Genomic DNA, 14,224 nt, shown 5'->3' with positions numbered 1-14,224 from the left:
TTCGAGGCGTGGACGCCGCCGTGTGGACCGCGATCGGGCTACTCGCCGCTACGTCGCTTGGATCGTTGTTGTACCTGGGATCTCGGATCGACGCTCTCGGTTTCGCTCTCGGTTCCAGGGTCGACGGACTCGGCTCGAGGATCGACGGACTCAGCTCAGGGATCGACTCAAGGATCGACGGACTCAGCTCAACGATCGACGCACAGGCGGCACGACTGGACGCTCGGATCGATGCGCAGGGCACCGATTTGGGGCGTCGTTTGGACCGTCTCGAGGCGAACATGTCCGCCCTGACGACAGTCGTGAACACCTTGGCGACAGGGCTGAACGCCCATCGCGAGCGTCACGCCGGCTGATTCGGGCGTTCTACTGCTCGCCGGGATCCGCGCCGGGCAACACGAGCACCGCAGTCGTGACCCGTCGCTGTTGACCTTCGGACGGCCGGTTCACGACGTCGCCTTTGACCACCATCGTGCTCGAGCCGCCGCCGTCGAGGTTCAGCGCGTCGACGGCGCCGAGCTTCCGCATGGTATCCGCGAGCTCGCGAAGCGTTGAGCCGACCGACCATCTCGGCTGCCGGCCGTCGATCACTACCAGCAGGAGACGTTGGTTGGACGTCCATCCGATTGCCGTCCGGGGGTTGCGATTGCAGAACGTGGTAAAACACGGGTCGAAGGCGACCTGTCCGTCCTGAAGGAGCACGGGCAGTCCACCGATGACGTCGAACACGTCGTCCCACCCGAGTGCCCATCGAACTCGCATCGACGCGCCCGGCGTCATCGCGAGCAGCTGCGTCGCCTCGTCCGTGGCGGGCGCCGCCGAGAGCACCACACCGCCGCTTCGCGGCATCGCAGTTTCCGGACACCCAACCTCGTCGACGACGTGATCCACGAAGACGCCTCCCGGATCGGTAGCTGGCGACGTCTGCGGCAGCAGGCGAACCGAGCATGTGAACGGAGGCGGGGCCTCGAGCGAGCCACCCAGCGGGGAGAACGCCACGATCTCGCCCGGCGTCGGGCCCCCGTGATTCCACCGATCGATCCTCAATGTCTGTCCGGTGGTCTGGTTCGTCACCGTGACGTCCATTCGAGGCGTTCCCACGAACGCGTCCGTCTCGTCGCGTCGAAGGGCGAAGAACGCCGAGCCCGGTCCGGAGGTCTGCACGAGATCGCCGTCCTGCGCGAATGCGTGAACCATCCGGCCGACGTTGCGGACGCTGAAGTCACCGTTCGTCGCGGCCAGCGCGTCGTGCGCCCTGGCGATCCCGCTCGTCTCACGCCGCGCGGGCATCCTGGGCTTGGCGAGCGCCATGTCGACCGTGACGGCCTTCGATGGATCGATCTTCAGTACGAACGTCCGGCGCGGGACCTGCCGTTCGACGATCCGGGTGAACAGCACTCCCGGGGCGATCTTCTTCGTCCGGACGATCGGACGGAGCGACTGAAGGAGGTCTCGGTCACCGGCCTCGCCCGATGGGGACGCGGCCAGCGCGACCAGACAGGCCAGGGCCGTCGCCAGGAGCACCGAACGTCGGATGGTAGGTTTCACGGCCGGTCATCCTAGAGAGGTCTGATGCGTCGAACCACTCCCGTGCTCATCTTGCTCGTGGGCGTCCTGACGGCGGGGGACATCGCACCCGTTCGTGCTCAGATCACGCCCCAGGCGTCGGCGAACGGCCTGCTGGCATTCCGCTCGGACCGGGACGGGGACGCCGAGATATTCACCATGAGCGCAACCGGGGAGGGGCCGGTCAACCTCACCGACAACGAGGGGATCTCGGATTTGCAGCCCGAGTGGTCACCGGACGGGCGGCAGATCGCCTTCGTTCGACGCAAGCCTGAGACGGCCCGACCCGACCTGTTCGTCATGACCGCGGCCGGCAGAGGACGAACCCGCCTCACCAGGACGCCGGCACTGGAGCGTGACCCGTCGTGGTCGCCTGATGGAACGCGCATCGTCTACGCATCCCGGACAACGCCTGGCGCCCCCCTCCGCATCTTCGTGGCGAACGCGGACGGCTCCGCGCCCGATCAGCTCACGACGCAGGGGATTGGGTCCGCCGACCGATCGCCCGCCTGGTCGCCCGACGGCGCGAGGATCGCGTTCGTCTCCGATCGCGACGGCGGCTTTCCGGAGCTCTACCTGATGAACGCCGACGGCAGCGGCGTAAGACGGATAACAGTGAACTCCTTCGTCGACGGCAACCCGACCTGGTCGCCCGATGGCTTGAGCATCGCCGTCGAACGGTGCTGTCCGAACGGTTCGTCCGAGATCTACGCGATCGACGTCGCCACGCGGGTCGAGGTGAATCTCACGAACAGCCCTTCGCAGATGGACTTCGACCCCTCGTGGTCGCCCGACGCCACGACGATCGCGTTTGTCTCGTTCGTCGTGGGAGAGGGCAACGTCGACATCTGGTCGATGAACGCCGACGGCTCGAGCCCGGTGCGCCTGACGACTGACGCAGCCGTCGACCTGTCGCCGGACTGGCAGCCGCTACCGGTGTGAACGCTACGCGCCGGTGCGAGAGCTGACGGCTATTTCGAAGCGCCGCGGCGCTCTTTGGGGAACAGACGCGGGATGAAGTGGACGTCGTCGTACCGGTCCGAGGACCAGGGTGCAACGGGCGCCATGGTGAGGCGCGCCAGCCCCACGAGCGCGGAGTCGTAGTTCACCCGCCACCCTGCGAAGTCGCGCCAGCACTGATCACGGTCGGTTCGCACGCGTACGCCCCGGTTCGCCAGCCGGTCGTACACCTCGTCGAACTCCTCTCGCCTGATCGAGATCGGATCGTCCGGCCGAGGGTCGTGGTCGACGGGGATCTGGAAGAAGTCGGCGAGATGCCTGAGGCACAGGTATCCCGAGCGGATCATGTACTGCGGCTCGGGTATCCGGGGCGTGTCGATGGACGAGTCGTACAGCGACGCGGCGTCCAGGATCGCGCCCGCCGCGGTGATCCACGATTGGTCAGGGTGCGTCGAGCGGAAGAACGCCAGTGCGGGGAGCGCGCTGTGGCTCTCGTCGACGTCGGTGAACCAGTCCTCCCACTCCGCGAACAGATCGCGGAGGTTTTCCAGCCGGCCGACGATCCACGCGAGCTCGATCAGGTACACGCCCGTCGGCGGTTGGCCGGCTCGCACCTCGAGCTTGGCCACACCCCGCTCGCGGCGTTGGAACCCGCTGTACAGGCTGGGCAGGTAGGTGATGAACAGCGCGAGGAATACGAGGCCCGTCCCCGCCGCGACGAAGTCCAGCATCACGGCCGGCGCGCCCTCGCGGGTGGCGAATCCGAGGGTGAACATCGACGATCCCGCGATGGTGAACGCCTGGATCGGGCTGACACTCCCGAGCGCGTAGAACATCGCGGTGAACCCGATCAGGAGGATGGCGACCCACACGACCAGCAGCGTGATGAGAGCGACGGGTGCGTAGTACGCCATGACCCGATCGCGCATGGCGTAGTCCTGCCGCTCGCCGGCCCACGGCCGAAGGATCCTGCGAACCCCGATGAACACGGCCCTGCCGAGCGTGTTACGGAGCGCGCGAGGAACGAGGAACGTCCGGATGACCGAGCGGACCCCCCACACGACGACCGCTGCTCCCGCCAGGAACAGCAGCACGCGCAGAGCGATCAAGAGGCATCGAGCTCCGCGAGGATCCGCACGGTCTCGCACCCCACCCGGGCGAGTTGCTCCACGAGGTCGGCGTCCGTTCGGAACGACTCCTCCGGGACGAACTGCTCGTTCGTCGTTTCGAACACGTCATCGACCACGAGCGCGACGGCTCCGCCGCGGAGGCCCCAGATGCGGGTCAGCACCATGATCACGCCCGCCTCCATCTCGACGGCCAGAACGTTCGCTCGACGCGCGTCCTCGTAGAACTCGCGCCAGCCGGACTGCCAGTAGCCGCCGAAGGCCACTCCTTCTTGTGGCGCGTAGAACAGGTCCGTCGAGAGTGTCGTTCCGACGTGATGGCGAAGGTCGAGCTCGGTGGCGGCGCGGATCCCCGCGGCGACGACCTCCTGGTGCGCGACGGCCGGATACTCGTGCGGCGCGTACAGCCCCGACGCACCGTCGTATCGTGCGGCCGAATCGAAGATGGCGACGTCGCCGATCCGCGCGTGCGGCTGGATGGATCCCGCGGTACCGATACGGATGAACGTCGTGGCGCCGACGCGAGCCAGCTCCTCCAGCGCGATCGCAGTCGACGGTGCCCCGATGCCCGTCGAGGTGCACGAGATCGGCACGCCCCGATACACGCCGGTATAGGTCACGTACTCGCGGTTGCGGGCCACCTCTCGGGCGTCGTCCCACAGCGACGCGATCAGCGGAACCCGGCCGGGGTCGCCGGGAAGGAGTACGACCGGCGCGACGTCGCCCGGCGCGAGCTTGACGTGATACTGGGTCGTCAGCGGACTACCCATCTCGCTCGGCGAGAACGCGAACGATCTCCGAGCCGAGCCGCGCGAGGCGCTCGATCTCGTCGCCCCCGTGCTCGAACTGCGTCTGTGGTTCGAACCCGCCCTCGTCACCGCTCACCTTGAGCACGTTGTCGAGGACGACCGCGGCGCCGCCCGCTCGTAGGCCCCAGATCCGGGCCAGGACGAGGATGACGCTCGCTTCCATCTCGGCCGCGACGATGTTCAGCCGCTTGAGGTCATCGAAGTGCTCTCGCCATGACGACTGCCAGTAGTCGCCGAACGAGGACCCCGGTCGCGCGTGAAGCGCGTAGAACGTGTCGGCCGAACGCGTCGTGCCGACGTGGTACCGGTATCCGAGGCCAGCGGCCGCGTCGATCGCCGCACGCAGTACGTCGTGGCTGGCCACGGCGGGGTAGCCGAGCGGCGCGTACAGCCTCGACGTCCCGTCGTACCGGGCGGCCGAGTCGAAGATGGCGATGTCGCCGTTCGCCACGTCGTCCTGGAACGTGCCGCACGTGCCGATCCTGATGAACGTCGTCGCGCCGACGCGCGCCAGCTCTTCGATGGCGATCGCCGTCGAGGGGCACCCGATCCCTGTGGACGTGCAGCTGATCGGTACCCCTCGGTACACGCCTGTGTACGTCACGTACTCGCGGTTCCTGGCCACCTCGCGACCCTCGTCCCAGAACGAGGCGACGATCGGCACGCGCCCCGGATCTCCTGGGAGCAGGACGTACGGCGCTACATCACCCGGCGCCAGCTTCACGTGGTACTGGAGGGACACCGCGCCCTATGTAGCACGTTTCGGCTCGCGGCCCGCTACAGCTGCGCGGCGAGCTCCTCTGGCTCGGTCACCGGGAGCTTGCAGGTGAACCGCTCGCAGACGTACGCCGTCGGCCGGCCGTCGATCTGGGGCCGTTCGAGCAGGAGTGCGACCGCTTCGCGCGAGCGATCGTCTCGCGCGTCGGCCACGGCCAGCACGTGATTCGGCACGTACCGCCTCGAGGTGACCTCTGCCGCGAGCGAGCGTGTCTCCGACGATCCGGGGTCGCCGATCACTGCGACCTCGCGCACCGTGTCCAGATACAGGTCGAGCGCGCCCAGCGCGTGTCCGAAGCCAAGCGGCGCTCCGGCAATCCCGTCGCGGACCAGCCGGAGCGCCGACAAGCCGGCCCGCTCGTACTCGGGTTCGCCCGTCAAGTGGGTCAAGCGCTGGAGCACGTCGGCGGCGACAGAGTTCCCGCTGGGCACGGCGTTGTCGTACAGCTCCTTCGGCCGGATCACCAGATCCTCGGCGTCCGAGCCCGTCTGGAAGAAGCCGCCGCGCTCGGCGTCGTGGAACAGCCGGATGAGCTGCTCGGCGAGCGAGCGCGCCTCCTCGAAGAAGCGGAGGTCGAACGTCGTCTCGTACAGGGTGAGACACGCCTCGGCCATCAGCGCGTGGTCGTCCGCGTATCCGGGGCGTCCGCGTCGACCGTCCCGCCACGAGCGGAGCAGCCGTCCGTCCTGGTCGCGCATGTTCTCGAGGACGAAGTCGGCCGCGCGAACCGCGGCGTCGACGAACCGGGGCTCTCCGAACGCTCGCCCCGCCTCGGCAAGCGCCGAGATGGCCAGCCCGTTCCACGCCGCCAGCACCTTGTCGTCGGTTCCCGGCCGAACGCGCCGGTCACGGATCTCCAGCAGTGCTCCGCGCGCCAGTTCCACGTCCCGCTTCAACTCGGCCGGCTCGATCTCGAGCTCCTGCGCGACTGCCTCGACGGGCCGCGGGAACCACAGGACGTTCGTGCCCTCCCAGTTGCCGCTCGGCGTCGCGCCGAACGCCGTGGCCACGGCCTCGCCGCCGATCGCGACGAGCTCGTCCCACGACCAGACGAAGAACTTGCCCTCCACGCCCTCGCTGTCGGCGTCCTGGGACGAGAAGAACCCGCCGTCGGGATGTTGCATCTCGCGCAGCAGGTAGTCGACGGTGGACGAGGCGATCCGGCGGTAGCGATCCTCTCCAGTGACGAGCCAGGCGCGCACGTACACGCGGGCAAGGAGCGCGTTGTCGTACAGCATCTTCTCGAAGTGGGGGACGAGCCACCTGGCATCGGTCGAGTAGCGGTGGAACCCGCCGCCGAGCTGATCGTGGATCCCTCCGGCGGCCATGCGATCGAGGGTGATCCGCACGATGTCGAGGGCGTCCGGATCGCCGCGCAGGTGACGGCGGAGCAGGAAGTCGAGGGCCATCGGCTGCGGGAACTTCGGGGCGCCGCCGAACCCGCCCCACTGTGCGTCGAACGCTGACCGGAGCGCTCGGGATGCACTCGAGAGGAGCTCGTCGGTCAGCGTCTCTGGTGACTGGCCGATACTCGACGCCCGTGCGATGGCGTCCACCACTCGGCCGCTCTGCTCCTCGATCTCGTCGCGCCGGTTCGTCCACGTATCGGCGATGGCGGTCAGCACCTTGCGGAACGCCGGCATGCCGTGCCGGTCCTCATCGGGGAAGTACGTGCCCGCATAGAAGGGTTTGCCATCGGGTGTCAGGAATGCCGTCAGCGGCCACCCGCCGTGGCCCGTCAACGCCTGAACGGCATCCATGTAGATCGCGTCGAGATCGGGGCGCTCTTCGCGGTCGACCTTGATGGAGACGAAGTTGTCGTTCATGAGGTCGGCCGTTGAGCGGTCCTCGAAGGACTCGCGCTCCATCACGTGGCACCAGTGGCACGCCGCATAGCCGATCGACAGCAGGATCGGCTTGCCTTCGCGCCTGGCCCGCTCGAGCGCCTCCTCTCCCCACGGGTACCAATCCACGGGGTTGTCGGCGTGTTGAAGGAGGTAGGGACTCGTCTCTTCGGCCAGCCGATTCGGCACATTGCCAGTCTACGAACGAGCGCCGCTTCGGGAGCCGACAGCAGTCGCTCGAGGACCCATTGATACGCTCCTCGCGTGCCGGCCAGGGTGGCGTATCAAGGCGAATCGGGCGCGTTCAGCGAACGCGCGGTCCTCGTCCTGTTCCCGGACTCCGAACCGATGCCGTGCGACACGATCCGGCTCACCTTCTCCCGCGTGACGAGCGGCGAGGCGGACTTCGGCGTGGTGCCCGTCGAGAACTCCCAGGCCGGCTCGGTGAACGAGACGTACGACCTCCTGCTGCGCAGCAGCCTGGTCAAGGTGGTCGGTGAAGTGGTGATCCGCGTCGACCATGCGCTGCTGGCGCCGCCCGGAGCCCGCCTGGAGGGCATCAGGCGCGCGTACTCGCATTGGCAGGCGCTCGCGCAGTGCGAGGAGTTCCTGACGTCTCACCACATCGACCCGGTGCCCGTCCACGACACGGCCGGCGGGGCGCGGATGATCGCGGAGCGCAAGCGAACCGACGAAGCCGCGATCGCGAGCGTCGAAGCCGGGAGCCGTCTCCGACTCACGGTTCTGGCAGAACACATCCAGACCTATCCCGACAACTTCACGAAGTTCGGCGTCATCGGGACGAAGGACGCTGGGCTCGGCACGGCCGACAAGACGTCGCTCGTGATGACCGGCGACGACCGGCCCGGTTCGTTGTTTAGGGCGCTGAAACCGTTCGCCGATCGCTCCGTCAACCTCACCAAGCTCGAGTCGCGTCCGCGACGCGGTGCGCCGTTCGAGTACGTCTTCTACATCGACCTGGACGGGTCGGCGGAGGACGCGCACATCGCCGAGGCGCTCGACGAGGTCCGGTTGCACACGTCAATGCTCAAGGTGCTCGGATCGTACGCGTCGTCGAAAGGTCCCGTGTAGGAACGTGCGCGCGGAGCCGCCGATCCGCGCCGGCTATGAGCCTTCGGCGAGCTGTTGGAAGAACGCGAGTCCCTCGTCGAAGAACGGGAGGCCACGGATCTCCGCTGTTCTCCACACGACGAGTGCGATGCCGAGCGCGACGAGGCCGACCAGCTCGGCCACCTGCACGAGGCGCCGTTGCGATCTCGTGCCCCATCCCTCCGCGAACGTGCCGGCCGCCAACCCCGCGATGAGGCCGCCGAGATGGGCACGCCAGTCGATGCGCCCGCCGAACGCGAACGCGAGCAGGATGTTCAGCACGATCAGCATCCCCGCCCACCGCAGGTTCGCCTCGGCCATCGCCAGGTGCCGGCGCCGGTAGTTGAACGCGATGAACGCTCCGAAGATGCCGAAGATCGCGCCCGAAGCGCCGACGCCGACGGAGCTCTCCGGTCCGAACGCGTACGAGGCCACGCTTGCCAGGAAGCCGGACAGCACGTAGATCACCACCATGCGCGTGCGTCCGAGGTTCGACTCGACGATCGAGCCGAACAGCCACAGCGCATACGCGTTGAACGCGATGTGGAGCACTCCGGCGTGGAGGAACATCGCCGTGAACAAGCGCCAGTACTGACCGTCCGCGATCAGGAACGGCTGCATCGCGCCGAGATCGATCAGCCGGCCCGCGTTCGGACCCTCGAAGAGCGCGCGCGGGCCGCCCGTCAGGACCTCGATGACGAAGACGGCGGCGATCGCGTACAGGAGGGCCTTGGTGACGGTGACCCCGCCGCCGCGGAACGGTCGTCCCGGGCCGCGCCGGAACTCGCGGCGCGCCTGGGCGACGCATTCGGGGCACTGGTAGCCGACCGGGGCGGGGATCATGCACTGAGGGCAGATGGGGCGGCCGCAGCGAGTGCAGTGAACGCGCGTCTGCTCGTTCGGATGCCGGTAACAGACCTCGACGGTCGGCGCGGGCGGCTGGGGCGGCGTCGGCTCCACTCAGCCAATCCTACGGACGGTTCGCCCGAACGCTTTAGCCGCCTCTCTTCTTCGGGCTAGGTTCGCTCGCTACCGCTCGCTCACTTCTTGAGCCCCCGCACCCCCGCGGTGATGCGCCATCGGTCCTTCGTAGTGGACAGGACCGTGTGGGTCGATGTGGACGGTCGCCCCGCGCAGGCGGGGGATCGCGTGGAGAAGCTCGTGTTCGACCTCCTCGGCGATCATGTGCGCCTCCTGGACGGTGAGCTCAGGCCGGACCTGGATCTCGAGCTCCGCGTTCAGCGCATGCCCAGTCCACCTCGCCTTCGCCGACGTCACGCGCTCGACGCCCTTGACGGACGCGGCGACCGACTCCACGAGCGGAACGGTCGTCTCGTCGGTCCCGTCCAGGATGCGGCGGAACACCGTCTTGGTCGCGTTCCACAGCACGACCAGGATGGCGAGCGTGATGACGAGTCCGGCGATCGGGTCGGCGCGGTCGTACCCGAGCGCGACGCCGATCGCCCCGCCGAGCACGCCCAGCGACGTCAGCCCGTCCGCTCGAGCGTGGTGCCCGTCGGCGACGAGCGCCGCCGAGCCGATCCGCTTGCCGACCCGGATGCGGTACACCGCAACGAGCTCGTTGCCGGCGAACCCGACGATAGCGGCTGCCACCACCCAGGGCAGATGTGTGATCTCGCGCGGCTCGATCAGGCGGTTGACGGCTTCCCACGCCGCGAAGGCGGCCGAGGCCGCGATCACCAGCACGATCATGATGCCGGCCAGGTCCTCCGCCCGCTCGTAGCCGTACGAGTAGCGTTTGGTCGGCTTGCGCCGGCCCACGACGAACGCGACCCAGAGCGGTATCGCCGTGAGCGCGTCGGTGGCGTTGTGGATGGTGTCGGCGAAGAGGGCGATCGAACCGCTCAGCACGACGATGAACGCCTGAGCCCCGGCGGTCGCTCCGAGCGCGACGAGGGACATCTTGACGGCACGGATCCCTCGGTCGCTCCCGGCCAAGGCAACGTCCATCCCGCCGTGTGTGTGACCTCGTCCGCCGTGGTCGTCGTGCCGTTCGGCGTCTTCGGGCGCGCCCACGGCGGGATGGTATCCACGCCGTGCGCCAGCTACGCGTAGGCGTTTGTGGAGCCGACTCGATGGGGTCGGCTACGTCTTGATGCGGGGGAGCGCGTCGAGTGCGGCCGCGACCTCGTCCTCCCGCCACAGCGTCGCCCACCGATCCTCGATGATCCCGTCGGCGCCGATCAGGTAAAGCCACGGCTCGGTGAGGTCACCCTCGCGGAACAGCCAGTCGGCCGCCGCCTGATTGATCGTGTTCGCCTCGTGATCGCGCCAGATCTCGACGTGGATGAACTCGGCGCGGTCGTCGTACCGACGTGCCAGGTCCTCCACGACCTCGGTGACCGGTCCGCAGAACCGGCTCGGGCAGTAGACGGGCGTCGAGAAGATCGCCAGGGCGGGAACGCCGCGGCGGAGCGCGTCGGCGATCGTGGTCTGGTGTAACTCGGGGTCGGGGATCCTGCCGCCGTTCGCGGCGCGCGAGTCGATCGCCCCGGGCGGTGCATCGTCCGAATCGATGGTGAGGTTCCGCGTCGGCAGCGCCTCCTCACCCGGTGCGGGGTATTGCGGGTCGTCGAGAACGACGAAGCCCGCAGCCGCCCGGATCACGCCGAGCCCGTCCACGTCGGCGGTGACGTGCGCCTCCCAGACCCCGGCCCGGTCGAACGTCACGTCCTCTGCCTCGTAGACGCCGCGTGCCTGGGAGGGCAGCGTCACCGTCGGACCGCCCGTACCGGCAGGCGTCCCGGGGGTCGGGAGGTACACAGCGGTGCCGCCGGGACCCCGCTGCGGTTCGTCGTCCCCCGACCCCCGATAGACGAACGAGACGTCCACCGAGCCGAAGCTCACGAGGCGTTGGTCGTTCAACACGAGACCGAACGTGATCCGCTGGGGTGCGCCGACGTAGAGATCGGAGGTCGCCATCACGGCGTTCACGGCGGTCCCGGTCGCTCCGGTGGGCTGGGCGTCGCCGTTCGACGTGCAGGCCGTCGCGACGGCGCCGATCGCCAGCGCGACGATGAGCAGAGAACGGCGCATGCGATCCATCTTCCCCCGGCTTGACGGTTTCGTCAGGGCGGACACGCCGGCGCGTCGAGGCCGATGGCGTCGAGCGCGTCGCGCGTCGCGCCGATCAGGGTTTCGACGTCTCGCCGGAATCGACTCGGCAGATCATCGCGAGCGAGGGCCGCTTCGACGCGCTGCTTGGCCTCGAAGAGGGCCGCGGCCGAGGCGCGATCCCGCACGTCGGCCGTTGCCGCGATCGCATGCAGCGTCGCGTGCGACCGGTCCAGGAACGTCGCTCGGGCTTCGACCACGTCGGTTGCGTTCGTGAGGTCGCACAGGCCGAGCACCGCGGAGGTCGCCGCGTCGGGCGTGACGACCCCGAGCGAACCCGATGGCAGTGGTTCACCATCATCGCGGCCACGGTCGCCGCACGCGGCCGCGACGACGGCGAGCGCGAACGCAGCGGCCGTGAGCGTCCGCCGGCTCACCTCCGGCTATGCGGGGATCGCCCGACGCTCGCTTCGCTCGCCGTGTTCCCCCCGCCATCGGCGGTGGCGCCCTCCAGCCGGAGGAGGAATGCCTTTCGCCACTCCTGGCCGCCGTACTGGCCGATCCCGCCGCTCGTGGGTACCACGCGGTGACAGGGGACCACGATGGGGATCGGGTTCTCGTGGAGCGCGTTCCCCGCGGCGCGCGCCGCGCGAGGACTCCCAGCCAGCTTCGCCACCTGGCCATACGTCGACACCGACCCGAACGGGATCCGGGCGGTCACCTCGAGCACCTTGCGGAAGAAGCCGGGCGGGGTGAGCGTCCAGTCGACGCGCGTTCGCAGGCCGCGACCTCGACCCTCGAAGTACGCGTCGAGCTGCCGCCGGACGCCATCGGTCATGTTCGGAGAGGCGATCACGCGCGGCGAAAGCGTCGAGGCGAGCTCCTCGAGCACGACGTCCTCGGGCTCCTCGGGAAAGGCGAGGCGCACGAGTCCATTCCGCGTCGTCGCAACGAGCAGGCGTCCGACCGGCGTGTCCATCGTGGTGTAGCCGACGTCGACGAGGCCCGCCCGTCGCGCGCGACCGGCGAACTCAACCGCCGCTCGCCGAGACAGATCATCGAGCGCGGCGGTTTGGCGCACCGTTGACTCCTTTCTCTGGGAGTTCGGCTGCGGCTCATCTCCTCGCTGTGTGAGCCTCATACGAACGCCTCCTGCATCTCGCGCAGCTTCCGCCGTCCCTCGTACGCGTTCGCCCTTGCCGCCTCGACCGAGCATCCGAGGGCGTTCGCGACGTCCGCGTACGTCATGTCGAGCACGTAGCGGTGGATCACCGCCGCCCGCTGCATCGGGGGCAGCTCGCCGACCGAACGCCACAGCTCGGGTTCCCCGTCGGCGATCGGCGCCGCCGCTCGCTCGGGTACTTCCGGTACAGGCACCGCGCGCCGGCGGCTCGAACGCCAGTGGTCCATCGCCTTCCGTGTGGCAATCGTGATCAACCACCCCTTCAGGTTCGACATGTCCCCAAGCCGCGGGTACGCACGTAACGCCGACAGGAACGTCTCCTGGAAACAGTCGTCGGCCTCCTGCGGACCGACCGCTGCGACCAGGAACCGATACACGTCGAGCCGGTTCTCGTCGAGCAGCCGCTGAAACGGCGGGAGCTCCATTTGGGAGACGGAACGCTCGAGCGAGGCTCCACGTGAGATCCCCGGCTTCGCTGCGCCGGGCGACACGCCGTTCGATCTCACACGATCGGCCACGGATACGGTCGGCCCGGACCCGGCTCGGGGAACCGGCCGAGCATGATCAGATCGGCCAGCCGCTGCTCGACGGCCTTCACCTCTGCCATCGACAGAAGCGCCGCGAGCCGATCTCGAGCAGCACCGCTGTGGAGCCTCGGCTGGAGCGCGCGCAGGTCGGAGAGCATCGCCTCGGGAATCGGTTCATTCACGAAGTCCCAGATCACCGTTCGGAGCTTTGGCTCGTCGGAGAAGCAGACGCCATGGTCGACGACGAAGATGTCGTCCGTCTCTGCGAGCAAGCAATGTCCCGCCTTCCGGTCGGCGTTGTTCGCCACGATGTCGAATAGTGCTACACGCCGGAACTCGTCGGAGCGCTCCTCACGCATCGTGAAGTAGTGCTGGTTCGGATCGAAGGCCACGAACCGCTGCACAGAGCCGACGCCTTGCGGGCCGTCGCGGAGGATCGTCTGTGGCACGTTCGGCCATCCAAGAGTTTCGGCCAGCACGTATGCCGCGACTTCACGCTGGCACAGCGTGCCCTCGGCGAAGTCCCATAGCGGCGCCTCGCCGTCGCGCGGCTTGTACACGGCGAGCATCTCCTCGCCGCCCTCGCGCACCCGCGCCAGGAACGTGTAGTTCGACGCTTGGGGCAGGACGCTGAGCGTCACCAGCTCGCCGCGCTCGAGGAGCCCAATCACGTCGCGGTGTGGCTTCGAAGACACGCCCGGCGCGCTCATGCCCCCGCCCCTCCGCGGTGACCATTCATCGCCGGGCACACGTGCCCCTCCGGATCCATCGGGTTGCCGCAGAACTGGCAGCGCGGCCGGCCTCTGGCGGCGACTTCGGCACCGTGGCGGGAGAGGGCGAGCATCTGCTCGCGGGTCGCCCACATCCGAAGGCGCGCAGGTTCCGGCGCGTCGGGTGTCTCGAGCGCCTCGGCCTGCTCCTCGTCCGTCCCCGGGACGAGCTCCTCGAGCTCGAGCAGCATCAGGTCGCGTTCCTCGACGTAACCAATCGAGAGGCGACCGGCGCGCCACAGCGGCTCGAGGGGCGGCTCGAGCTCCAGCTCCCTATCGGCCGGACCCTCTCCGGTTTCCTTGTCCACGCTGGCCAGGATGTCGAGGATCGACGACGACAACAGCTCCACCTGCTCCTTCTCCACACCGATCGTTACGACGCGATCGCCCGTGCGGGCCTGTAAGAAGAAGGTGCGCTGGCCGGGCTCACCGACGGCGCCGGCGGTGATCCTGTCCACCGGATCGAGGTCCATCA

Annotated in this window: 16 protein-coding genes; 3 read left to right on the top strand and 13 right to left on the bottom strand. The window is 68.5% G+C overall.

The window, feature by feature from the left end:
- Positions 1-8: 8 nt before the first annotated feature.
- The gene (locus VFA08_13560) at positions 9-356 is read left to right on the top strand and encodes a hypothetical protein (GenBank protein ID HYZ14615.1); all 348 of its coding nucleotides are present in this window, start codon (positions 9-11) and stop codon (positions 354-356) included.
- 10 nt (positions 357-366) lie between these two features.
- Here VFA08_13560 and VFA08_13555 read toward each other — a convergent pair whose 3' ends face one another.
- Complete coding sequence (locus VFA08_13555) at positions 367-1,548, bottom strand: phosphodiester glycosidase family protein (protein HYZ14614.1); 1,182 nt, start codon at positions 1,546-1,548, stop codon at positions 367-369.
- 24 nt (positions 1,549-1,572) lie between these two features.
- Between VFA08_13555 and VFA08_13550 the strand changes: the two genes are divergently transcribed.
- Positions 1,573-2,508 (top strand): hypothetical protein, encoded by a 936-nt coding sequence (locus tag VFA08_13550; protein ID HYZ14613.1) that lies wholly within the window; start codon positions 1,573-1,575, stop codon positions 2,506-2,508.
- Between the two features lie 29 nt (positions 2,509-2,537).
- Here the strand turns inward: VFA08_13550 and VFA08_13545 are convergent, their stop codons facing one another.
- Genes VFA08_13545 through VFA08_13530 form a run of 4 tightly spaced genes read right to left on the bottom strand, consistent with a single transcriptional unit; the run spans position 2,538 to position 7,273 of the window.
- Positions 2,538-3,635 (bottom strand): hypothetical protein, encoded by a 1,098-nt coding sequence (locus tag VFA08_13545; protein ID HYZ14612.1) that lies wholly within the window; start codon positions 3,633-3,635, stop codon positions 2,538-2,540.
- Positions 3,632-4,423: a nucleoside phosphorylase gene (locus tag VFA08_13540; GenBank protein HYZ14611.1), complete on the bottom strand. Its 792-nt coding sequence runs from the start codon at positions 4,421-4,423 to the stop codon at positions 3,632-3,634. Before VFA08_13540 ends, VFA08_13545 begins: the two co-directional genes overlap by 4 nt.
- Positions 4,416-5,204, bottom strand: a complete 789-nt coding sequence (locus VFA08_13535; protein HYZ14610.1) for a nucleoside phosphorylase — start codon at positions 5,202-5,204, stop codon at positions 4,416-4,418. Before VFA08_13535 ends, VFA08_13540 begins: the two co-directional genes overlap by 8 nt.
- Before the next feature lie 35 nt (positions 5,205-5,239).
- Positions 5,240-7,273: a thioredoxin domain-containing protein gene (locus VFA08_13530; GenBank protein HYZ14609.1), complete on the bottom strand. Its 2,034-nt coding sequence runs from the start codon at positions 7,271-7,273 to the stop codon at positions 5,240-5,242.
- Between the two features lie 75 nt (positions 7,274-7,348).
- On the opposite strand from VFA08_13530, the gene pheA reads away from it, so the two are divergent.
- On the top strand, positions 7,349-8,176 hold the full coding sequence (gene pheA / locus VFA08_13525; protein HYZ14608.1) for a prephenate dehydratase: 828 nt from the start codon (positions 7,349-7,351) through the stop codon (positions 8,174-8,176).
- A 33-nt stretch (positions 8,177-8,209) separates the two neighbouring features.
- Here the strand turns inward: pheA and VFA08_13520 are convergent, their stop codons facing one another.
- From VFA08_13520 to VFA08_13485, 8 genes are all read right to left on the bottom strand, one after another.
- Entirely contained in the window at positions 8,210-9,154 is a 945-nt protein-coding gene (locus tag VFA08_13520; GenBank protein ID HYZ14607.1) for a rhomboid family intramembrane serine protease, read from the bottom strand.
- Between the two features lie 69 nt (positions 9,155-9,223).
- Positions 9,224-10,231, bottom strand: a complete 1,008-nt coding sequence (locus VFA08_13515; protein HYZ14606.1) for a cation diffusion facilitator family transporter — start codon at positions 10,229-10,231, stop codon at positions 9,224-9,226.
- A gap of 69 nt (positions 10,232-10,300) precedes the next feature.
- Positions 10,301-11,251: a hypothetical protein gene (locus VFA08_13510; GenBank protein ID HYZ14605.1), complete on the bottom strand. Its 951-nt coding sequence runs from the start codon at positions 11,249-11,251 to the stop codon at positions 10,301-10,303.
- Positions 11,252-11,283: 32 nt separating this feature from the next.
- The gene (locus VFA08_13505) at positions 11,284-11,706 is read right to left on the bottom strand and encodes a hypothetical protein (protein ID HYZ14604.1); all 423 of its coding nucleotides are present in this window, start codon (positions 11,704-11,706) and stop codon (positions 11,284-11,286) included.
- Positions 11,703-12,350 carry a methylated-DNA--[protein]-cysteine S-methyltransferase gene (locus VFA08_13500; protein HYZ14603.1) on the bottom strand — a complete coding sequence of 216 codons (648 nt, stop codon included), beginning with the start codon at positions 12,348-12,350 and terminating at the stop codon, positions 11,703-11,705. The genes VFA08_13505 and VFA08_13500 overlap by 4 nt, the downstream gene beginning before the upstream one ends.
- 56 nt (positions 12,351-12,406) lie before the next feature.
- The gene (locus VFA08_13495) at positions 12,407-12,970 is read right to left on the bottom strand and encodes an RNA polymerase sigma factor (GenBank protein HYZ14602.1); all 564 of its coding nucleotides are present in this window, start codon (positions 12,968-12,970) and stop codon (positions 12,407-12,409) included.
- Positions 12,955-13,689, bottom strand: a complete 735-nt coding sequence (locus tag VFA08_13490; GenBank protein HYZ14601.1) for an SCO1664 family protein — start codon at positions 13,687-13,689, stop codon at positions 12,955-12,957. Before VFA08_13490 ends, VFA08_13495 begins: the two co-directional genes overlap by 16 nt.
- On the bottom strand, positions 13,686-14,222 hold the full coding sequence (locus tag VFA08_13485; GenBank protein ID HYZ14600.1) for a DUF3090 family protein: 537 nt from the start codon (positions 14,220-14,222) through the stop codon (positions 13,686-13,688). Before VFA08_13485 ends, VFA08_13490 begins: the two co-directional genes overlap by 4 nt.
- Positions 14,223-14,224: the final 2 nt, after the last annotated feature.

It is taken from the genome of Actinomycetota bacterium (assembly GCA_035640355.1).
In the GTDB taxonomy this organism is placed as follows: domain Bacteria; phylum Actinomycetota; class UBA4738; order UBA4738; family HRBIN12; genus CALGFI01.
The sequence above is the reverse complement of the archived record's forward strand: the minus strand, read 5'-3'. Positions and strand labels throughout refer to the sequence as shown.

Excerpts from the sequence above, each read along its gene's own strand:
- VFA08_13490 (HYZ14601.1), bottom strand. The coding sequence starts at position 13,689 with ATGAGCGCGCCGGGCGTGTCTTCGAAGCCACACCGCGACGTGATTGGG.
- VFA08_13485 (HYZ14600.1), bottom strand. The coding sequence starts at position 14,222 with ATGGACCTCGATCCGGTGGACAGGATCACCGCCGGCGCCGTCGGTGAG.
- VFA08_13550 (HYZ14613.1), top strand. The coding sequence starts at position 1,573 with ATGCGTCGAACCACTCCCGTGCTCATCTTGCTCGTGGGCGTCCTGACG.
- VFA08_13510 (HYZ14605.1), bottom strand. The coding sequence starts at position 11,251 with ATGCGCCGTTCTCTGCTCATCGTCGCGCTGGCGATCGGCGCCGTCGCG.
- VFA08_13540 (HYZ14611.1), bottom strand. The coding sequence starts at position 4,423 with ATGGGTAGTCCGCTGACGACCCAGTATCACGTCAAGCTCGCGCCGGGC.